Source organism: Flavobacterium sp. PLA-1-15, from assembly GCF_049060005.1.
Taxonomy (GTDB): domain Bacteria; phylum Bacteroidota; class Bacteroidia; order Flavobacteriales; family Flavobacteriaceae; genus Flavobacterium.
Window position 1 is genome coordinate 37083 of record NZ_JBMGQS010000023.1, and the last position, 19941, is coordinate 57023.

Annotated in this window: 20 protein-coding genes; 15 read left to right on the top strand and 5 right to left on the bottom strand. The window is 38.1% G+C overall.

Translation table 11 applies throughout. The features are described from left to right. The first annotated feature begins 137 nt into the window (after positions 1-137). From ccoG to ACI6PS_RS12785, 5 genes are all read left to right on the top strand, one after another. Entirely contained in the window at positions 138-1559 is a 1422-nt protein-coding gene (gene ccoG / locus ACI6PS_RS12765) for a cytochrome c oxidase accessory protein CcoG (protein ID WP_421012960.1), read from the top strand. 61 nt (positions 1560-1620) lie between these two features. Continuing rightward, positions 1621-2070, top strand: a complete 450-nt coding sequence (locus ACI6PS_RS12770) for a FixH family protein (protein ID WP_421012961.1) — start codon at positions 1621-1623, stop codon at positions 2068-2070. An 80-nt stretch (positions 2071-2150) separates the two neighbouring features. Beyond that, complete coding sequence (locus ACI6PS_RS12775) at positions 2151-2852, top strand: sulfite exporter TauE/SafE family protein (RefSeq protein WP_421012962.1); 702 nt, start codon at positions 2151-2153, stop codon at positions 2850-2852. Positions 2853-3165: 313 nt separating this feature from the next. Then, positions 3166-3459 carry a hypothetical protein gene (locus tag ACI6PS_RS12780; protein ID WP_421012963.1) on the top strand — a complete coding sequence of 98 codons (294 nt, stop codon included), beginning with the start codon at positions 3166-3168 and terminating at the stop codon, positions 3457-3459. Between the two features lie 3 nt (positions 3460-3462). Beyond that, positions 3463-3816, top strand: a complete 354-nt coding sequence (locus ACI6PS_RS12785; protein WP_421012964.1) for a hypothetical protein — start codon at positions 3463-3465, stop codon at positions 3814-3816. A 590-nt stretch (positions 3817-4406) separates the two neighbouring features. Here the strand turns inward: ACI6PS_RS12785 and hemN are convergent. From hemN to ACI6PS_RS12800, 3 genes are all read right to left on the bottom strand, one after another. Continuing rightward, positions 4407-5771, bottom strand: a complete 1365-nt coding sequence (hemN, locus tag ACI6PS_RS12790; RefSeq protein ID WP_421012965.1) for an oxygen-independent coproporphyrinogen III oxidase — start codon at positions 5769-5771, stop codon at positions 4407-4409. Positions 5772-5911: 140 nt separating this feature from the next. Beyond that, a complete protein-coding gene (locus ACI6PS_RS12795) occupies positions 5912-7732 on the bottom strand; it encodes a hypothetical protein (protein WP_421012966.1) in 1821 nt (606 codons plus the stop codon). Positions 7733-7813: 81 nt separating this feature from the next. Further along, positions 7814-8491 carry a hypothetical protein gene (locus ACI6PS_RS12800; RefSeq protein ID WP_421012967.1) on the bottom strand — a complete coding sequence of 226 codons (678 nt, stop codon included), beginning with the start codon at positions 8489-8491 and terminating at the stop codon, positions 7814-7816. 158 nt (positions 8492-8649) lie between these two features. Between ACI6PS_RS12800 and ACI6PS_RS12805 the strand changes: the two genes are divergently transcribed. Then, entirely contained in the window at positions 8650-9813 is a 1164-nt protein-coding gene (locus tag ACI6PS_RS12805) for a 5-(carboxyamino)imidazole ribonucleotide synthase (RefSeq protein ID WP_421012968.1), read from the top strand. A gap of 64 nt (positions 9814-9877) precedes the next feature. Then, positions 9878-10360 (top strand): 5-(carboxyamino)imidazole ribonucleotide mutase, encoded by a 483-nt coding sequence (gene purE / locus ACI6PS_RS12810; protein ID WP_421012969.1) that lies wholly within the window; start codon positions 9878-9880, stop codon positions 10358-10360. A gap of 93 nt (positions 10361-10453) precedes the next feature. Here purE and ACI6PS_RS12815 read toward each other — a convergent pair whose 3' ends face one another. Next, positions 10454-11116 carry a hypothetical protein gene (locus ACI6PS_RS12815; RefSeq protein WP_421012970.1) on the bottom strand — a complete coding sequence of 221 codons (663 nt, stop codon included), beginning with the start codon at positions 11114-11116 and terminating at the stop codon, positions 10454-10456. A gap of 160 nt (positions 11117-11276) precedes the next feature. On the opposite strand from ACI6PS_RS12815, the gene ACI6PS_RS12820 reads away from it, so the two are divergent. The 6 genes from ACI6PS_RS12820 to ACI6PS_RS12845 all read left to right on the top strand — a co-directional run bounded on the left by ACI6PS_RS12820 (position 11277) and on the right by ACI6PS_RS12845 (position 15731). Further along, a complete protein-coding gene (locus ACI6PS_RS12820) occupies positions 11277-13310 on the top strand; it encodes a M3 family metallopeptidase (protein ID WP_421012971.1) in 2034 nt (677 codons plus the stop codon). A 153-nt stretch (positions 13311-13463) separates the two neighbouring features. Beyond that, positions 13464-13967 (top strand): GbsR/MarR family transcriptional regulator, encoded by a 504-nt coding sequence (locus ACI6PS_RS12825; protein WP_421012972.1) that lies wholly within the window; start codon positions 13464-13466, stop codon positions 13965-13967. A 136-nt stretch (positions 13968-14103) separates the two neighbouring features. Next, positions 14104-14451 (top strand): hypothetical protein, encoded by a 348-nt coding sequence (locus ACI6PS_RS12830; RefSeq protein ID WP_421012973.1) that lies wholly within the window; start codon positions 14104-14106, stop codon positions 14449-14451. Beyond that, positions 14448-14795, top strand: a complete 348-nt coding sequence (locus tag ACI6PS_RS12835) for a hypothetical protein (protein ID WP_421012974.1) — start codon at positions 14448-14450, stop codon at positions 14793-14795. Before ACI6PS_RS12830 ends, ACI6PS_RS12835 begins: the two co-directional genes overlap by 4 nt. 18 nt (positions 14796-14813) lie before the next feature. Continuing rightward, positions 14814-15206: a hypothetical protein gene (locus ACI6PS_RS12840; RefSeq protein WP_421012975.1), complete on the top strand. Its 393-nt coding sequence runs from the start codon at positions 14814-14816 to the stop codon at positions 15204-15206. 69 nt (positions 15207-15275) lie between these two features. Further along, on the top strand, positions 15276-15731 hold the full coding sequence (locus ACI6PS_RS12845) for an SRPBCC family protein (RefSeq protein WP_421012976.1): 456 nt from the start codon (positions 15276-15278) through the stop codon (positions 15729-15731). Here ACI6PS_RS12845 and ACI6PS_RS12850 read toward each other — a convergent pair. Beyond that, positions 15711-16523: a hypothetical protein gene (locus ACI6PS_RS12850; RefSeq protein ID WP_421012977.1), complete on the bottom strand. Its 813-nt coding sequence runs from the start codon at positions 16521-16523 to the stop codon at positions 15711-15713. The genes ACI6PS_RS12845 and ACI6PS_RS12850 overlap by 21 nt on opposite strands. A 135-nt stretch (positions 16524-16658) precedes the next feature. Between ACI6PS_RS12850 and gcvP the strand changes: the two genes are divergently transcribed. Beyond that, the gene (gene gcvP / locus ACI6PS_RS12855) at positions 16659-19508 is read left to right on the top strand and encodes an aminomethyl-transferring glycine dehydrogenase (protein WP_421012979.1); all 2850 of its coding nucleotides are present in this window, start codon (positions 16659-16661) and stop codon (positions 19506-19508) included. A gap of 73 nt (positions 19509-19581) precedes the next feature. Further along, a partial coding sequence (locus tag ACI6PS_RS12860; protein WP_421012978.1) for a group III truncated hemoglobin occupies positions 19582-19941 on the top strand: 360 nt, incomplete at its 3' end.

Sequence of the window (19941 nt, forward strand, 5' to 3'; positions counted from 1 at the left end):
AATCAGTGAATCTGTGGCAAAAGAAAAACCTCTAGCAGAGTAAACACATAAAAGTTAGCCACTGATTTACAGATTTTTCACATACAGATTTTAAAAAATAATCTGTGAATCTGTGGCAAATAAAAAAACAAGAAATTATGTCTGATGTATCGGATGATGAGGCGTTCAGAGACACCATCGGGACGATAGACGAGCACGGAAAGCGCAGGTTTATCTTCCCGAAAAAACCAAGCGGAAAGTTCTATGACTACCGTAAATATGTAAGTTACGTACTATTGGCGATATTGGTTGCCAATCCGTTTATCACGATCAACGGGAACCAATTTATGCTGTTCAATGTGGTGGAACGCCGGTTCAATATTTTCGGGTTTCCATTCTGGCCACAGGACTTCTATCTTATTGTGATTATTCTGATCATCGCAATTGTATTTGTCCTGCTGTTTACGGTGATCTTCGGGCGGATTTTCTGCGGATGGATTTGCCCACAGACGATATTTCTGGAGATGGTGTTCCGCAGGATTGAATACTGGATTGAAGGCGACCGTGGTTCGCAGATGCGTTTGAACAAGCAAAAATGGGATGCAGAAAAGATCCGCAAGAAAGGGATAAAATGGACGATCTTTTTTATCGTTTCGTTCCTGATTGCGAATGTTTTTCTTGCGTATGTTGTAGGAAGCAAGCAACTGTACCTGATGATAAAGGAAGGTCCGGTAACACAGATGAGCAACTTTATCGCCTTGCTGATTTTTACAGCCGTATTCTATTTTGTCTTTGTGTGGTTCCGCGAGCAGGTGTGCATCATTGCCTGTCCGTATGGAAGGTTGCAGGGGGTTTTGCTCGACAACAAATCCATCAATGTGGCGTATGATTTTGTACGTGGCGAAAAGGAAGTCGGCCGGGCGAAATTCAACAAGAAAGAAGAACGAAGCCTGACCGGAAAAGGCGATTGCATCGATTGCAAGCAATGTGTAAATGTCTGCCCGATGGGAATCGACATCCGCAACGGAACACAATTGGAATGTACAAACTGTACAGCCTGTATTGATGAATGCGACACGATCATGGAAAGCGTTGGTTTCCCGAAAGGGTTGATCCGCTATGCCTCCGAAGATGAAATCGAGAAGAAAGAGCCGTTCAAGTTTACCGCAAGGATGAAAGGATATACAGCGGTACTGGTGATTCTTTTGGGAATTTTCACTGGAATGCTGTTCTTAAGAAACGATATCGAAGCAAGCGTTTTGCGTCTTCCGGGACAATTATTTGAACATAAAGGCGAGAAAATCAGCAACGTCTATACGTATAAGATTGTCAACAAGACGGTAAAGGATTATGAGAATGTGCACTTCAAGCTTATTTCGCATAAGGGCGAAATCAAGAAAGTGGGTGCTCCGCATTTTAAAGTGCTGAACCAAAAAATGACGCAGGGCACTTTGTTTATCGAAATCAATCAGTACCTGCTGGAAACCGATAAGACACAGCTCGAAATCGGCATTTACAATGGAGATGATTTACTCGAAACAACGACGACTAATTTTTTAAGTCCGCGGAGTTTCAATTAAAATGGCAATGGCAAAAATCAATGGCAATAGCAATAAAAAATAATAATAAACAACAAGTAAGATGAAAATCAACTGGGGAACCTCAATCGTAATTGCATTTGGATTGTTTATGACGTTTATCCTGTTCTTTGTGTTCAAGGTACAATCCAATCCGAAATACGACAACGAGCTTGTGGTGGACGAATACTACAAGCACGATGCGCATTATCAGGATGAAATGGCCAAGATTCAAAGTGCCGAAGATTTAGCTGAAAAACCAAAAATAAGCAGTTCTGAAGGAAACATTAAAGTAACCTTTCCGGCAGAATTCAACCCTAAGAATATCAAAGGAACAGTATCCCTCTACCGGCCGTCTAACAAAAAGTTGGATTTCGAAATTCCGATTTCGCTTTCCGATTCCACTTTGCTCATACCTAAAAACAAGCTGGTAGGCGGTCGATGGGATATTACTTTGAACTGGGAATATGAAAAGAAGCCTTATCAGTTTAAGGAAGTGCTTTATCTTCAATAGAGAAAAGAACCAAGAGGCAAGACAAAAGATCCTCAACTTTGTCTTGTTTCTTGCCTCTTTCTTCTTTTATCTAAAAAAAAATGCTCACCACTGCCCTCCTCTTCGGTCTTATCAGCAGCTTCCATTGCATCGGGATGTGTGGTCCTATTGCGATGATGTTGCCTGTGGATCGGAACAATCCGGCGAAGAAAGTCACGCAGATTATTACCTATCATTTGGGGCGATTGACGGCTTACGGAAGCATCGGATTGGTCTTCGGGCTGATTGGGAAAGGTTTTTTCCTGGCGGGAATACAGCAACAACTTTCTATTTTTATTGGGCTGATGATGATCCTCGTGGTCATTATACCCGAAAGGATTTTTGCCCAATATAACTTTTCAAAACCCGTCTTCAGGCTGATTTCTAAAATAAAAACGACCTTGGGAAGCCAATTCAAAAACAAAAGCTACAAATCTTTATTCACCATCGGATTGCTCAACGGATTGTTGCCTTGTGGAATGGTCTATGTAGCACTATTCGGTGCTATTGCGATGCAGAATGCCGGTCTTGGTGTCTTGTATATGGTGCTTTTCGGTTTGGGAACCATCCCAATGATGAGTGCCGTGGTCTATATCCAATCGTTTATTACGGTTTCCGTTAGAAATAAAATCCAGAAGGCCATTCCGTATGTGGCGGTTTGTATTGGGGTTTTGTTTGTATTGAGAGGCTTGGGACTTGGGATCCCGTATGTTTCGCCCTCTTCAATGAGTTTGTTTGTGCAGGCAGAAGCGAATTGTCATTGAGAGGAAAGAAGCAAGAAACAAGAGAAAAGATTTTGGTTTATTTAGGTAGTTGGGCTCCGGACGTGTTTCTTATCGTTTGGAGCCTGATTTTTGATGTTCTGAGGGTGCTGGTTGATAAAAATATTCTTGGTATTGAATGTTTTAGATGAAGTTTTGTAGTGTTTTTTGGTATTTTTGAGAAACAATTGACTTGTTAGACTTATACAGCAGATTTGAGGGATATGTGTGATAGAGTCAGACTTATAAATAAGTTATGCAACATGTCAAGACGTTTATCTAATTTAATTACATTTACATATTAAATATATATTATATGCATTTTATAGTTTCTTGGGACATCCCTGCAACAATACCAAATCGAGAAACATTTGAAAATCAACTTAGAGAGTGCTTTCGTCAGTTTAGATTTGTAAAACCTCTAACAACATTTTACATCATTGAAGTACCAAGTCAGATAGAATATAATAATATCATATCAGCTTTATCAACGCTTGGCCGTACACAGCCTGGTTTTCGTTTCGTTGTATCACCAATAATGAATGGAGGGAGATATAATGGATTACTTCAAAATGACGAGTGGACCTTAATTAATCAAATAACTGGATAAGATATGGAAAATAGCGTATCTTCAAATTCCGTTGGAAATCCGCTTGGGAATAACTTAAATGTTGTTGTAACTGTACCACATACCGTAAAAGTTAAACTTGTCGATGCTTCTCTTTTAAATGAATTTGAAGTTTGGATGTATTTTTCAGGGATATTACTTAATGCAGTAACCGGCTTTTGGGTTTCTTATGTTCAAAATACTGTAAGAGAAACAGACAAAGTCCTTTGGTGGATATCACTAATTCTAACAATCTTATTTGCTTTTACGTCAGGAGTTGCAATCAATAGACGTATAAAAATGAATAAAAATTCAAAAGACATTGAGTTAAACACTTCGGTTAATAATCCTTTATTGTAACACGTCGCATAACCACCGCCAGCTCAAGCATCTTGCTCGTGCCCCCATCTAATTCAAATCAATTTATAAAACTGTCTTGCCCTGAAATAGGTTTACGTAAAAGTATAAACCTATTTCAGGATATAAGAATCTTTTAGATATTTTCGTGTTTGCTCTCTCTTCTTTTCATAGTTTTTATTGAAAATAGTAGCCTTAAAAACTAACTTTATTACTGTTTAAGACAATTTACTTTACCCTAAAGGCTAACTTTGTTCTTGTTTAAGACAATTTACCATACCTTAAAGGCTAACTTTGTTCTCATTTAAGACAATCTACTTTACCCTAAAGGCTAACTTTGTTCTCGTTTAAGACAATTTACTATGCCTTAAAGGCTAACTTTATTATCGTTTAAGGCTATTTTAAGGTCTTATTCTTTAAGAGCTTCCGGTTGCTTTTCTTTATCTCTCTCAGCTAGCACGAGCATTTTGCTCAGCGCTTGAAAAGTCTTTTTTCTTGTCTCTTTTCTCTTGCTTCTTCCCTCAGCTAGCACGAGCATTTTGCTCAGCGCTTGAAAAGTCTTTTTTCTTGTCTCTTTTCTCTTGCTTCTTCTCCTACACCGTCAAAGAAAACAACTGTCTGTCCGGAGCCTTCCGCTTTAAGCGTAAATCAAACGCCATACAAATGTTCCGTACAAAAGGTTTTCCTACTTCGGTAACCTGTATGGAATCTTTGTTGATGCTTATTAGACCGTCCTGTTCCATTTCGGTGAGTTGTATCAGGACTTCGGGCAATTCGTCAAAATAAACGCTTCGGTCTTTCCACGAAGTTTCAAATTTGCACATCAGGTTGAGGATATGTTTTCGGATGATGAGGTCTTCCTCAGTAAGGATATGCCCTTTAAAAACAGGCAATTTGTCCCATTCCAATAATTGGTAATAATCTTCCAAATCTTTGATGTTTTGGGCAAAACCATACCAGCTGTCGCCAATAGAGGACACGCCTAAACCTATCATCAGCTGGGTTTTGGAAGCACTGTAGCCCATAAAATTGCGGTGCAGGTTTCCGTCCTGGAAAGCGGTATACATACTGTCCTTTTTCAACGCAAAATGATCCATCCCAATCTCGTGGTAGCCGTTTTTATGAAGCAGTGATTTCCCTATTTCATACAGCATTCTTTTTTGATCGTCTTGAGGCAAATCTTCATCCTTGAAACCGCGTTGTCCGTTGCCTTTTATCCACGGCACATGCGCATAACTGTAGAAAGCCAATCGGTCCGGAAGCAATGATTTTGTCTTCTCGATGGTATCCACCACATCCAAAACCTCCTGAAAAGGCAGTCCGAAAATAATGTCGTGGCTGATAGAAGTATAGCCAATTTCCCTAGCCTGAAAAGTCACCTTCGCCACATTTTGAAAAGGCTGAATCCTATGAATCGCTTTCTGCACCTTTTGCGAATAATCCTGCACACCAAAACTCACCCTTCTGAAACCTAAATTGTATAATCTCTGCAGGTGTTCGCGGGTAGTATTGTTGGGGTGACCTTCAAAACTCATATCGCAATCTGCATGTTTGGTCGCATTTTTAAAGATCCCGTTGATGAGGTCTTCCAGGTTTTTGACGGAGAAAAAAGTAGGTGTTCCACCTCCCAGATGCACTTCCTTGACAATTGGCTTTTCACCTAAAATCTGGCAATACAAACGCCATTCCTTAAGTACCGCCGTGATGTAAGGATCCTCCAAAGAATGGTTCTTGGTAATACGCTTATGGCAACCGCAAAACGTGCACATACTCTCACAGAAAGGCAAATGGATATAAAGACTTATGCCCTCGGAAGCATTGCTTTCGGCAAAAGATTTTTGGAGTGAATCCACCCATTTATCGTAGTAAAAATTAGATTCATCCCAATACGGAACCGTCGGGTAGCTGGTATATCGTGGACCTGGGACATTGTATTTTTGGATAAGCGAATTTTTCATGATTGGGAAATTTCAATGATCAAAGGTAAAGCGGGCTCCGAGGATTTAAAATGACAATTATCATACTAAGCGAACTTTGCGTCTTGGCGCCTTTGCGTGAAATTTATCTCGCAAAGGCGCTAAGACGCAAAGGGTTTTATCTAAATTTGAAACTCAGCTTGTTTTTCTTCAAATTCAATAGCTTGCAATTCATTTTTGATTTCATAAAAGGCTTCAAACATTTTATCCTTTTCTTTTCTGAAATGCAGACTGTTTAGGAATAACTCCTCGTAATAAGCAATTCCGTTTAGCAAATTCGTTCTAAAAGAGTTCCACTTTTTCAGTTGAGCCGTTGTGGCTTCCACCGTATTTTGCAGTTCCTTTTGAAGATAATCGACATACAATTGCAGTTCCTTCACAAACATATTTGGTCGGTTTTCATTCTGCATCACATTTGCGTTTCCATAAATATGCTGACTCATTTCCTTGAGTGAAATTTCCCTGTCGAAATACGCCATATTGGGTCCCGGACAGATGACAACACCTTGCGCTTCTCCTTTTATCTGCACACCCAATTCGAGATAGGAAGAATTCGCCAAACCTACACAAAGGCAGGCTTTTTCGGTAATGGCAAACTTCTCTTTCTCATAGACAGCTGTTGTCAATTCGTCTTTTTGCTCTTCTAAAAGTTCGAGTTTCCTTTGCTGGTATTTTCTTGAAGCCGTACAAATTCCTTTGTCGTCAAACTCCCGACTGAGGGCAAGAAACTTTTTAGGACACGAACTTCCTGCCTTGTTTTCGGCGATACGGTTTGTTTTGAGGGCTTCGTTTGTCGTTCCTTTTATTGTATTGAAGGGCACTCCCAAAGGCGAAATATGACTCAGGTACAAATCTTTTTCTTGGGCTTTCGCTAATAAATTTCGTGTTTCCTTGTCGACACAGGTGGCTTCTGGAACAAGCAGGAAAGGCGAACCCCAGCCTACCGAATCAACGTTATAATTTGCCAATAGGAAATCGTGTTCCTCGGCCGTACCTACTCCACCTTGCACCGTAATTTTCAACTCCAATGGCTTTGACGGCACTGCGAGCCCTTTCTGTTCCAAAGCTTTTACCATCAATTGATAGGCGCTTTCAATAAGCTCTTGTTTTTTATTCTTAAACTCTTCCATAATTGGCCCGAGCAGAAAACCATCGGTAGCAAAGGCGTGACCACCGCAATTGAGTCCGGATTCTATTCGGTATTCAGAAACCCAAAGTCCTTTTTTCGCCAAGAAATTTCCTTGAATCATCGCCGAACGGAAGTCGCTTACCTTCAGGATGATTTTCTTTTTAAGGGTATTATTTTCATCTGGGAAGAAATCTGGAAAGTTTTCAAAATAGCTGTACAGTCTCGGATTCATTCCGGCAGAAAGTACTACAGAAGAATTAAGGTTGCTTTTGGCAAATCCGCGAAGCGCAGCATGTGCATCATTGAATTCGCCCGGCAAGGCATCGTTCTTGATGAAATTTTCCTTGTCGACCTTCGTCATAATATTGACATCTATTTCGCCTGGCGTCAAATGCTTTTCAACAAAATCCATCAAGTGTTCCTTTACCAAAGTACCTTCCTCGATAAGATTTTTCAATCCTTTTTTTACAGAAGATTGATTCGGAAGCATTGCCAGAAAATCGCTTACAGCTTGTTTGCTTTCGGAGAGTTCGGTTTTGAAATGATCGAATTTTTCCTTTACGATCTTATCCACAAGATTCAGATAGGACGTAATTCTTTCAGCCCTGTAGTCTTGGATTTTCTGTGTGATTTCCTGATACGGCAGGTTGAATTTCTTGCTGTAAAAGGCGTTCATCTTTTCGATCAGCTCGTCATCTACAATCGAGATAACCGATGAAATTCCGTATTGCGCCACACGAATTGGGCTGTCAATCGTATAGGACAAGCCCATTACAGGAATGTGAAACGTATGTAAATTGGTAGTTGCAGTCATTTTTTAAAATTGAATAACTGCAAATATTAGAATTGGGATTGTGATAAAATATGATAAAAATCATATTGCAAAAATCAGGTCCTAGGAGATGCTTCGGGTTTCCATTACCTTATTCTCGTTGATCAGATAAATATAATGGAACATGCTCCAGGCGGCCACCGCTCCGAAAACGTGCCATAGGAAATGTGTTCCGAAGTGTAGCAAATCCCAGCGGTCGGCAATTCTGAAAAACAAAGCCACGATAAAAGACAGCAATCCAATTGCAACCCAGATCCCATTTCTGAATCTTGTAGCCACTAAAAAAGCGGAAACAGGAAGCAATACCAAACCTGCCAGAATAGCATAATTGATGTTAATAAAAAGATGCGCATCGATTTTATTCCGCAGATAAAACGACAGCCCGATGTAGACGAACACCACTCCTATCGCAAAATACCATCGCGTAACCTTAACCAGAAAATAAACGCCTGCAGAAATACAAATCAGCGCGATCGGCAACCAATCCATCATGATAAAGAAACTCCATTGACGCAGACCGTGGTAGATGGTTCCGCCGATTCCACCAACATATAAAAGCAAAACGCAAGCAAATAGAAACGGATGCTGTTTTACTTGTCCTCTTAATTTATAGGTCCAATAACCTGCCAAAAGCAAGAAGAAAATAGAGGTTATGGCATTTAAAGGTTCTGGAAAAAGATAGTCCATATTGGTTTCGGTATATGGGAATCCTCCGTCAGGCGGAATAACTGATGAATTCATAGCGGGATAGTTGGGTTACTTTATAAATTTACAAAATTTGTAAAAGGCGGGTTGGGATTTAGCAAATATTTATAGAATGTAGTGCTTATTCTTGCAAATCCTTACTTTTAAATTGCCTCCTAAATACCTATATTTGCAGACACAACAACACAACAACAATGAATTATTTTTCTTCCGATTTCAAACTCGGTATCTTAGGCGGAGGCCAGCTAGGGAAAATGCTCTTGTCAGATACCCGAAAGTTCGATATCCAAACGTATGTTCTCGATCCGAGTGCTGAAGCGCCAAGCCGAATGGCGTGCAACAAATTCTTTCAGGGAAGCCTGATGGATTTTGATACGGTGTATAATTTTGGCAAACAAGTAGATGTTCTGACTTTTGAAATTGAGCTTGTAAACCTGGACGCTTTGGAGAAATTGGAAGCAGAAGGAGTTAAAGTATACCCTTCTCCGGCTACGCTTCGTGGCATTCAAAACAAAGGCAGACAGAAAGCTTTTTACAAGGACAACAACATCCCAACTTCGAATTTCAGATTATTTGAAAACCTTAAAACATTGGTCCTCCATTGTTTGGAAGGAAAAATCCCATTGCCTTTTGTATGGAAAAGCACTGAATTTGGGTACGACGGTAATGGCGTAAAAGTGGTTCGTTCCGTAGTCGATCTGGAAAATCTTCCCGATGTGGAATGTATTGCCGAAGATATGGTTCCGTTCAAGAATGAATTGGCGGTAATTGTGGTAAGAAATCCAAAAGGCGATATCAAGACGTATCCTGTGGTAGAAATGGAATTCCATCCTGAAGCGAATCAAGTAGAATATGTGATTTGTCCGGCCAGGATTGATGATGCTGTAGCACAAAAAGCACGAGCCATTGCGCTTGAAGTTTCGGAAAAATTCAACCACGTCGGACTTTTGGCGGTAGAGATGTTTCAAACCGAAGATGATGAAATCTTGGTAAATGAAGTCGCTCCAAGACCACACAATTCGGGACATTATTCGATTGAAGCCAGTTATACTTCGCAATTTGAAAATCATTTGAGGGCTATTCTAGATTTACCTTTAGGAAATACCGATAGCAAAGTGGCCGGAATCATGGTCAACTTGGTGGGAGCCGAAGGTTTTTCTGGCGATGTAGTCTATGAAAATATTGAAAAAATATTAGCAATTGATGGCGTAACACCTCATATCTACGGCAAGCGTGAAACGAGGCCTTTTAGAAAGATGGGACATGTGACGATTGTAGATGAGGATATTGTTAAAGCGAGGAAGATTGCAGAGGAAGTGAAGGGGTTGATAAGAGTAATTAGTAAATTAAAAGATTAATGGTTTAAAATTGAAGAACTGAATCTTTAAATCTTTAAATCCTTTAATCATTAAATAAAAACAAATGAGCAAAGTAGCCATAATAATGGGATCCATTTCAGACATGCCCGTCATGCAGGATGCCATCGATATATTAAAGGAATTCGGAATTGAAACGGAAGTAGATATCGTTTCGGCTCACAGGACTCCAGAAAAGCTTTTTGATTTCAGCATGAATGCCCATAAAAGAGGCATTTCAGTTGTGATAGCTGGAGCTGGTGGGGCTGCTCATTTACCGGGAATGGTAGCTTCTATGTCGCCACTTCCTGTAATTGGGGTTCCTGTAAAATCAAGTAACTCTATTGATGGATGGGACAGTATCTTATCAATCTTACAAATGCCGGGCGGTGTTCCCGTGGCAACTGTAGCATTAAATGGAGCTAAAAATGCTGGAATCTTGGCGGCACAGATTATCGGAAGTTCAGATAAAACGGTTCAAGATAAAATGATTGCTTATAAAGAAGGTTTGAAAGCGGCTGTAATGAAAGCTTCGGAAGGTTTGAAATAATTTTTTTAACCGCAAAGAACACAAAGATTTACGCTAAGTTCACAAACCTTTGTGTCCTTTGCGTTCACAACTTTGCGAACTTTACGGTTAAAACTATTCTGCTTCCACAAAAACGCCTTCAAATTCTGAAGCCACAATATCTTCACGGCTGATCCAATATTCTGAAGTGGTGAGTTTATAATTCACATGGTCTTGACTTTCTAAATACCAAACGATTCCTTCCGCATCTGGAAAAGCATCCTCCTGATTCAATTGTGTTTCAAACATCCTCTTAATCAAATTACTTCCAGAAAGTCCGTCTTTCAATAAAACCAATGCCATTTCCTTTGTGATTTTTGTTTCTTCTTTGGCGTCAATTGCTTCAAAAGAACAATCAATTATTGAAGCTTTTGCATTTGGAAACGTACCGTTGTAGGCCTTAAAAAGTAACTGGTTCACATGAAATAATTTTGCATGCAATGCAATTACCGGATATTCCTCACATACTTTATCCAAGAGCATGTCATTTGAAATCTGGTCGATTTGGCCTTCTGTTAAATCTTCTGAGAGTTTGTGTTCTAAAAGAATTTTCGATGCCTCTTTTGGCTCAAAATCTGAAATTGCCATCTTTAGATATTCTAAAAGATTTTCAGGTTTTATACTTTCTGCATCTGGAAACTCAAACTTTCCCAACAGGTTTACGTAATCTTCGTTTGTCCAATAATTCGCAATTTCATCTACAATTTCAATGTTCTGGATCTCTACCTTATATTTCATGATGTTCTCTTTTTTGACAAGTTAGGGGAAATAAAAAGGAGAAGCTATTAAATAACATTTCTATAACTATTGCCTTAACCTTTTCACAACAGCCTTTCAAATTACTGCTCTATTTCATACTTTTGAAAACATTAATTAAAAACTTAATCGTTAAAAATATATGTCAGTTCTACTTCATAAATTCACTACAAAACACGATACAGCTCCTTTTTCTCAAATAAAAACCGAAGAATATCTTCCCGCTTTTAAGGAAGGAATTGCGAGTGCAAAGGCTGAAATTGATGCCATCGTAAATAATCCAGAAACTCCTACTTTCGAAAATACTATTGAAGCCATGGCTTTCAGGGGTGCGACTTTGGACCGGATTTCAAGCATTTTTTTCAACCTCCATTCGGCTGAAACCAATGACGAATTGCAACAGATTGCTCAAGAAGTATCGCCATTGCTTTCCGAATTTGGAAATGATGTTCGTTTGAATGCCAATTTGTTTAAAAGAGTTAAAACGGTTTATGATTCAAAAGCAGGTTTGAATTTAACGCCTGAACAAATCACTTTATTGGATAAAAAATACAAGAGTTTTTCTAGAAACGGAGCCAATTTATCCGAAGAAAAGAAAAATCAATTGCGTGAAATAGACAAGGAATTATCCAAGATAAGTCTGGAATTTGGTGAAAATGTCTTGGCCGAGACGCATGCTTTTCAATTGCATATTACAGATGAAAAAGACCTTTCCGGTTTACCTGAAGGAACGATTGAAGCTGCAAAGGAAATAGCAAAAAGTCAAGAAAAAGAAGGTTGGATTTTCACGCTGGATTATCCAAGTTACGTTCCGTTTTTGACGTATGCTGATAATCGTGAATTGCGTAAGAAAATGGCGATTGCCTTTGGAGCAAAAGGCTTCCAGAAAAACAAACACGACAACGAGCAAATTGTATTGGACATTGCACGATTGCGTTTTGAACGTGCTAAATTGCTAGGTTATGCTTCGCACGCTCATTTTGTTTTGGAAGAAAGAATGGCGGAAAATCCTGAAAAGGTGAATACTTTTTTAAATAATCTTTTGGAAAAAGCGAAACCGTCTGCTTTGAAAGAATTTGAGCAATTATCACAATTTGCAAAGAATTTGGACGGAATTGAGACTTTGGAAAAATGGGACGGAGCCTATTATTCGGAAAAATTAAAACAGCAATTGTTTAATTTGGATGATGAAAAACTGAAGCCTTACTTCAAACTAGAAAATGTCTTGGAAGGTGCTTTCACGGTTTCCAATAAATTATTTGGTTTGACTTTCGTCGAAGTAAACGATGTTGAAAAATACAATCTAGATGTAAAAACGTATGAAGTAAAAGACATCAAAGGTGATTTGGTTTCGATTTTTTATGCTGATTTCTTCCCTCGAAAAGGCAAACGAAATGGTGCCTGGATGACTTCCTATAAATCGCAATATGTTTTAGGCGGAAATAACGAAAGGCCTCACGTTTCGATAGTTTGTAATTTTACAAAACCAACGGAAACAAAACCATCTTTATTGACTTTTAATGAAGTAACGACATTATTCCACGAATTTGGTCACGCTTTGCACGGAATGTTAGCCGATACGGTTTATCCAAGTTTATCGGGAACAAGCGTTTATTGGGATTTTGTGGAATTGCCTAGCCAGATTTTTGAAAATTGGTGTTACGAACCGGAAGCTTTGGCTTTGTTTGCCCATCATTATGAAACCGGAGAAGTGATCCCGACGGAATACATCCAAAAGATCAAGGAAAGTGCGAGTTTCCAAGAAGGTTTGGCTACGATGCGACAATTGAGTTTCGGATTGCTCGATATGGCTTGGCACGGACAAGACCCAACTGGTATCACTTCCATCAAGGATTTTGAAACCGAACAATTCGCTTCTACAAAATTATATCCTGATGTGGCAGAAAATGCAATGAGTACGTCGTTTTCGCACATTTTTCAGGGTGGTTATTCTTCGGGATATTACAGCTATAAATGGGCTGAGGTTTTGGATGCCGATGCTTTTGAATATTTTAAAGAGCAAGGCATTTTCAATTCGGAAGTGGCACAGAAATTCAAGGAAAATGTACTTTCAAAAGGTGGCACCGAACATCCGATGGTTTTGTACAAACGCTTCCGCGGAAGCGAACCGAAACCGGATGCTTTGCTGAAAAGAGCAGGGTTGTTGAAGAATTAGCAGACACCTTAGACTGCTTGACTTTTAGACTTCTTAGATTTTTAGACTATAAAAAAATGGATTGTTAGACTCCACGTTCTGGCAATCCATTTTATTTTAAAATAAGTTTCAAATATTTTTGAAACTTTAAAAATAAAGTTATACATTTGAACTATGGAATTCAAGGAAGCAAAAAATAAATTCATTCAAACCTGGGGAGCTTTAGGTTCTCAGTGGGGAATCAATAAAACGATGGCACAAATTCACGCCTTGTTGATGGTTTCGCCAGAGGCACTTTCGATGGAAGAAATTATGGAAGAATTGTTGATTTCCAGAGGTAACGCCAGTATGAATTTACGTGCCTTGATGGATTGGGGAATTGTGTACAAGGAATACAAATCAGGAGAACGAAAAGAGTTTTTTACAGCTGAAAAGGACTTGGATGAATTGGCTGTAAAAATTGCACAGGAAAGAAGCAAAAGAGAAATCAAGCCTGCTTTGAAAGTTTTGAAGGATGTTTCTTCAATCGATAAAACCAAATCTGCCGAAACCAAACATTTTGTGGAACAGACTTCAAAATTATACGGTTTCGTCTTGAAAGCCGATAATATGATTGACAAGGTGACCGAATTCAAAGACAATTGGATTGGTCGTTTGGTGATGAAGATTATGAAATAGTTTTTATCAGATGAAAAATAAACCTTTAAAAAATTATTCAATGAGACCGATAAAGAATAATATTAGTCATCGAATTAAATAAAAAAATTTGATTGAATGTTTCAATTTTTTCTGAAAGTTTAAAAAATTTATAGATATGAAAACGATAAAATACATTAACACATTTGCAATATCACTTCCAATCATTCTAGCACTAATTGGAATAATTATCAATGATACTACTGGAAATTATTTTGGATATGCTTTATTTTCAACAATGCTAACCGGATTTTTACAAGTAATGTTAGGCTTGACTTTATTTTTCACAAATACAAACAACAAACCAATAACTATATATTTATCAGCGGTAGTATTGTTTTTTTTACTCTGGTATTTGAACACCAATTTCATTGATTATGACGTACTTAACTACTGTTTATTCGCAGCACCACCAATTCTTGCTGTTTATCTATCTCTCATAATTTATAAAAAAGAAAAATTATGAACCTCAACATCATTGGCTATATCATTTTCCTACTTATCACCATTTACATCATTGTAGTTGTTGGAAAAATATGCTACCGGAATGGAAACATATTTGTCTTAGAACTCATCCCGAATCACAAAGAACTGTGCCAGCAAATCAATAAGATTCTTTTAATCAGTTATTATCTCATCAATATTGGTTATTGTTCAATGAATTTGATAAGTTGGTCGAACATTACAAACAGTACCGAATTAGTAGCCATCATCGCTTCAAAAACTGCAATCATAGTTGCTATTCTGGCTGTCTTACATTACTTAAACATTTTCATCCTAACGAATTACATTCAAAAATTAATCAAATAAATCTTTAAATTCTACATTATGGAAACTTCAAAAATTTTAATCGGTTATTGTATTTATTTACCAATTGCATTATTCCTGACTTACTTTGTTTCTAAAACACTTTTTAAAAACGGAAAGATATTTATGCTGGATATTTTTAGAGGTCGAGAAGAAATTGCCGAAGCGACAAACAAACTTTTCGAGACGGGTTTTTACCTTTTGAACATTGGTTTTGCCTTGATGATTTTAGAAATGAATTTATACGAAAATAATTATCAGGTTTTAATTGAAGCGTTGAGTTATAAAATTGGGGGATTTTCTATCTATCTTGGCGTGATGTTATTCTTTAACTTGTATTTTTTCTTTAGAGGAAAAAGGAAAGCGCGAGAAGCACAAATGACAACAACTGAGAAAATCGTTTTTAAAGCATAACTTAAAACTGATTTCAATCCTGCAAGGTTTTTAAACCTTGTAGGATTCTATTTTATATTTGATAAAATTATGACAAAAATCCAAATCACCACAACCATAAGCGCTCCAATCGAAACCGTTTTTAATCTCTCTAGAAACATCGATATTCATTTGCTCACGACACAACAAACCAATGAAAAGGCAATTGCTGGCAGAACTTCGGGATTGATTGAGTTGAATGAAACCGTAACATGGCGAGGCAAACATTTTGGTTTTTATCAAAACCATAAAAGCATCATTCCAAAGATGGATTTTCCAATTTATTTTGTGGATGAAATGCTCGAAGGAAGCTTCAAATCGTTCCGCCACGAACATTCTTTTAAATTTGAAGATGGCAAAACAATTATGAGCGATGACATTTTCTATGAAGCGCCTTTTGGAATTTTCGGAAAGCTTTTCGATACGATAATTCTTGAAAAATACATGACTTCGTTTATCAAAAAAAGGAATGAAATTATAAAGAATCTAGCCGAAAATCCACAGTAAGAACAGCCAGAAAACCGGAATAGTTTCCACCCAAAAAGAAGTGTAATATTTGGAACGTTTTTCATTTGCAAAAATCATAAACATAGCCGTTACGATTACTAAAATTGCATTTATCAAAAGCTGATTTGCATCAACGGTCGTCTTCAAAAATTCCAAGAAGTAAAGGGGAAACAATAATAGAATCCCTAGAGTCTTGGTCTTTCTTACTCCGATTTTCTGCGGAACGGTTTCCAAAGCTGGGTCATCCGTTCTCAAATCGATTATTTCAAAGATTAATATCAGAATGATGACCAACAGAAAACGTTGGCAACATTTTAGAATTACGTCCGAAAAAACAGCTGTTCCAGCATTCATCAACGGCAATAAAGTGGTCACTCCCGACCAGCAAATCGCTACAATATAAATCTTGACACCACTCCAATTTCTGATATTTTTCTTCTGTGAAAAGACAGGAACCGTGTATAAAAATGTCAATCCGAAGAAAATAATAGCGGTAATTTGGGTTATGCTTTCCAAACAAAAAAAGAAATAAGCTGAAGCTAAAAGTGAAAGCAAACTCAAAACGGCAATGGCTTTCAATTCATCCCACAATGGTTTGTTGTTTCTGAAAAAAGCTTCGTATTTGATAAAGTTGTATCCGAAAATGGTTCCAAAAAAAGCAAAACCTGCCATTGGCAAATCTAATGGATTCTGGAACATGTGGTTGGTCATCAAAACCAATGATAGTACCGCCAAAGCAACATGTATGCTTCCATTAAGATAAAAATCGAATACTTGCCTGATACTCTTCATACTTACAAAAATAACGAATCCAACAAAAATCACTACTAAAACTTTAAAAAATCACAAAAAACGAGTTTAAAAACATATTTAAATTTATTATTTATGAGTAAATTTGTGCCTCAAAAAACAACCTACGATTTTTATATGAAAACAGATGCTTTTGCTTTAAGACATATCGGTCCAAGAGAAAATGATTTACAACACATGTTGCATACGATTGGTGCTGAATCGATAGAGCAATTAATATATGAAACGCTTCCAGATGACATCCGTTTGAAAGCGCCTTTGAACCTTGAACCTGCCTTGACAGAATATGAGTTTTTAAACCACATCCAACAATTAGGAAATAAAAATAAGGTATTCAAGTCGTATATCGGTTTGGGATATCATCCTGCAATTGTACCTGCTGCAATTCAACGAAATGTTTTTGAAAACCCGGGATGGTACACGGCTTATACTCCGTATCAGGCTGAAATTGCACAAGGTCGTCTCGAAGCATTGTTGAATTACCAAACCACGGTTATTGAACTTTCTGGAATGGAAATTGCAAATGCCTCTCTTTTGGATGAAGGTACCGCTGCCGCTGAAGCAATGGCATTACTTTTTGATGTTAGAACGAGAGATCAAAAGAAAAACAACGTAAATAAATTTTTCGTTTCAGAAGAAATTTTACCACAGACATTATCGGTTTTAGAAACACGTTCTACTCCAATCGGGGTTGAATTGGTGATTGGAAACCACGAAGAGTTTGATTTCGGAAATGATTTCTTCGGAGCGATTCTACAATATCCTGGAAAATTCGGTCAGGTTTACGACTATGCCGGATTTATTTCAAAAGCAAAATCAAATGACATCAAAGTAGCGGTTGCTGCTGATATTTTAAGTTTGGTTCGATTGACTTCTCCTGGAGAATTGGGAGCTGATGTGGTAGTTGGAACTACACAACGTTTCGGAATTCCGATGGGTTATGGTGGTCCTCACGCCGCTTTTTTTGCTACAAAAGAAGAATACAAGAGAAGTATGCCGGGAAGAATCATAGGAGTAACGGTTGATACCAATGGAAATCGTGCACTTCGTATGGCTTTGCAAACACGCGAACAGCATATTAAACGTGAAAAAGCGACTTCAAATATTTGTACGGCTCAAGTACTTTTGGCAGTTATGGCTGGAATGTATGCGGTTTATCACGGTCCAAAAGGATTGGAATATATTGCAGATAAAGTTCACGCTTCGGCTGTAACTACTGCAGAGGCTTTAAATAAGTTAGGCGTTTACCAAACTAACACGGCTTTCTTCGATACCATCGTTGTAAAAGCGGATGCTAAAAAAGTAAAAGCGATTGCCGAACAAAACGAAGTAAACTTCTATTACATTGACAACGATACGATTTCGATTTCATTCAACGAAACGACTTCCATTTCAGACATCAATACCATCCTTTCTATTTTCGCAGAAGCAGTAGGAAAAGAAGTTATAAAAGTTTCTGAATTGACCAATCAAACCAATTATCCAGATGCAGTAGCGAGAACCAGCACATTCTTGACACACGATGTTTTCAACAAACACCATTCTGAAACAGCTTTGATGCGTTACATCAAAATGTTGGAAAGAAAAGATTTGGCCTTGAATCATTCTATGATTTCATTAGGTTCTTGTACAATGAAATTGAATGCTGCTGCGGAAATGTTGCCATTGAGTATGCCAAACTGGAACAGCATTCACCCATTTGCTCCAGTAGAACAAGCTCAAGGTTACCAATTGATGCTTAAAAAATTAGAACAACAATTGAACGTTGTAACTGGTTTTGCAGGAACAACTTTACAGCCTAATTCTGGTGCTCAAGGAGAATATGCTGGTTTGATGGTGATACGTGCTTACCACCATTCTCGTGGCGATTTCCACAGAAATGTATGTTTGATTCCAGCTTCGGCTCACGGAACAAACCCAGCTTCGGCAGCTTTGGCAGGAATGCAAATTATCGTAACCAAAACAATGGAAAACGGTAATATTGATGTGGAAGATTTAAGAGCAAAAGCAATCGAGCACAAAGATAATTTGTCTTGCTTGATGGTAACCTATCCTTCTACCCACGGTGTTTACGAAGCTTCGATTATTGAAATTACAAAACTGATCCACGAAAACGGTGGACAAGTTTATATGGATGGTGCCAATATGAATGCTCAAGTTGGATTGACAAATCCTGCTACAATTGGAGCGGACGTTTGCCACTTGAACTTACACAAAACATTCGCAATTCCTCACGGAGGTGGCGGACCTGGTGTTGGGCCAATCTGTGTTGCAGAACACTTGGTTCCATTCTTGCCAACAAACCCAGTCATTCCAACTGGTGGTGAAAATGCTATTTCTGCTATTTCTGCTGCACCTTGGGGTTCTGCTTTGGTTTGCTTGATTTCTTACGGATACATCACAATGCTTGGAGCTGAAGGTTTGACCGATGCTACAAGATATGCAATCTTAAATGCAAATTATATCAAAGCAAGATTAACAGGTCACTACGATACTTTATATTCAGGAGAAATGGGTCGTGCCGCTCACGAAATGATCATCGAATGCCGTCCGTTTAAGGAAAAAGGAATCGAAGTAACCGATATTGCAAAACGTTTGATGGACTATGGTTTCCACGCGCCAACGGTATCTTTCCCGGTTGCTGGAACGTTGATGATTGAGCCTACGGAAAGTGAAAACTTGGAAGAGTTGGATCGTTTCTGTGACGCGATGATTTCTATCAGAAAAGAAATTGAAGCAGCTACTTCAAGCGATAAAAATAACGTTTTGAAAAATGCTCCTCATACTTTGGCAATGTTGACTGCTGATACTTGGGATTTCCCTTATACCAGAGAAGCTGCGGCATTTCCTTTGGAATACATTTCAGACAACAAATTCTGGCCATCCGTTAGAAGAGTGGACGATGCTTATGGGGACAGAAACTTAATCTGTTCTTGTGCTCCAATCGAAGCCTATATGGAAAACTAAGATTTTATGTTTAGATAAATAAAACCCTTTCAGAGCATTTTCTCCGAAAGGGTTTTTTCTTAAAAAAAATTTTATGAAAGACATTGAAAATAAAGACGATCTCTATCTTCTGGTAGATGAATTCTATAAAAAACTCCTCGCCGATGCATCAATTAGCTATGTTTTTACGGATGTCGTAAAGATAAAACTGGAAGAACATTTGCCTATTTTGGTTACTTTTTGGTCGCAATCTTTGTTCAACACGGGTGGATATTTCAATAATCTTACACAAATTCATTTGGATATCAGCAAAAAGGAATATCTATCGTCTGAGCTATATAAAATCTGGCTCAACCATTTCAACACTACTGTAAATGAACTGTTTGAGGGCCCAAATGCCGAAAAAATTATCACGCAAGCCTTGAGCATTGCTACGGTTATGGAAATAAAAACA

Bases quoted from the DNA above. Each gene is read 5' to 3' on its own strand.
- ccoG (WP_421012960.1), top strand. From the start codon at position 138: ATGTCTGATGTATCGGATGATGAGGCGTTCAGAGACACCATCGGGACG.
- ACI6PS_RS12770 (WP_421012961.1), top strand. From the start codon at position 1,621: ATGAAAATCAACTGGGGAACCTCAATCGTAATTGCATTTGGATTGTTT.
- ACI6PS_RS12775 (WP_421012962.1), top strand. From the start codon at position 2,151: ATGCTCACCACTGCCCTCCTCTTCGGTCTTATCAGCAGCTTCCATTGC.
- ACI6PS_RS12780 (WP_421012963.1), top strand. From the start codon at position 3,166: ATGCATTTTATAGTTTCTTGGGACATCCCTGCAACAATACCAAATCGA.
- ACI6PS_RS12785 (WP_421012964.1), top strand. From the start codon at position 3,463: ATGGAAAATAGCGTATCTTCAAATTCCGTTGGAAATCCGCTTGGGAAT.
- hemN (WP_421012965.1), bottom strand. From the start codon at position 5,771: ATGAAAAATTCGCTTATCCAAAAATACAATGTCCCAGGTCCACGATAT.
- ACI6PS_RS12795 (WP_421012966.1), bottom strand. From the start codon at position 7,732: ATGACTGCAACTACCAATTTACATACGTTTCACATTCCTGTAATGGGC.
- ACI6PS_RS12800 (WP_421012967.1), bottom strand. From the start codon at position 8,491: ATGAATTCATCAGTTATTCCGCCTGACGGAGGATTCCCATATACCGAA.
- ACI6PS_RS12805 (WP_421012968.1), top strand. From the start codon at position 8,650: ATGAATTATTTTTCTTCCGATTTCAAACTCGGTATCTTAGGCGGAGGC.
- purE (WP_421012969.1), top strand. From the start codon at position 9,878: ATGAGCAAAGTAGCCATAATAATGGGATCCATTTCAGACATGCCCGTC.
- ACI6PS_RS12815 (WP_421012970.1), bottom strand. From the start codon at position 11,116: ATGAAATATAAGGTAGAGATCCAGAACATTGAAATTGTAGATGAAATT.
- ACI6PS_RS12820 (WP_421012971.1), top strand. From the start codon at position 11,277: ATGTCAGTTCTACTTCATAAATTCACTACAAAACACGATACAGCTCCT.
- ACI6PS_RS12825 (WP_421012972.1), top strand. From the start codon at position 13,464: ATGGAATTCAAGGAAGCAAAAAATAAATTCATTCAAACCTGGGGAGCT.
- ACI6PS_RS12830 (WP_421012973.1), top strand. From the start codon at position 14,104: ATGAAAACGATAAAATACATTAACACATTTGCAATATCACTTCCAATC.
- ACI6PS_RS12835 (WP_421012974.1), top strand. From the start codon at position 14,448: ATGAACCTCAACATCATTGGCTATATCATTTTCCTACTTATCACCATT.
- ACI6PS_RS12840 (WP_421012975.1), top strand. From the start codon at position 14,814: ATGGAAACTTCAAAAATTTTAATCGGTTATTGTATTTATTTACCAATT.
- ACI6PS_RS12845 (WP_421012976.1), top strand. From the start codon at position 15,276: ATGACAAAAATCCAAATCACCACAACCATAAGCGCTCCAATCGAAACC.
- ACI6PS_RS12850 (WP_421012977.1), bottom strand. From the start codon at position 16,523: ATGAAGAGTATCAGGCAAGTATTCGATTTTTATCTTAATGGAAGCATA.
- gcvP (WP_421012979.1), top strand. From the start codon at position 16,659: ATGAAAACAGATGCTTTTGCTTTAAGACATATCGGTCCAAGAGAAAAT.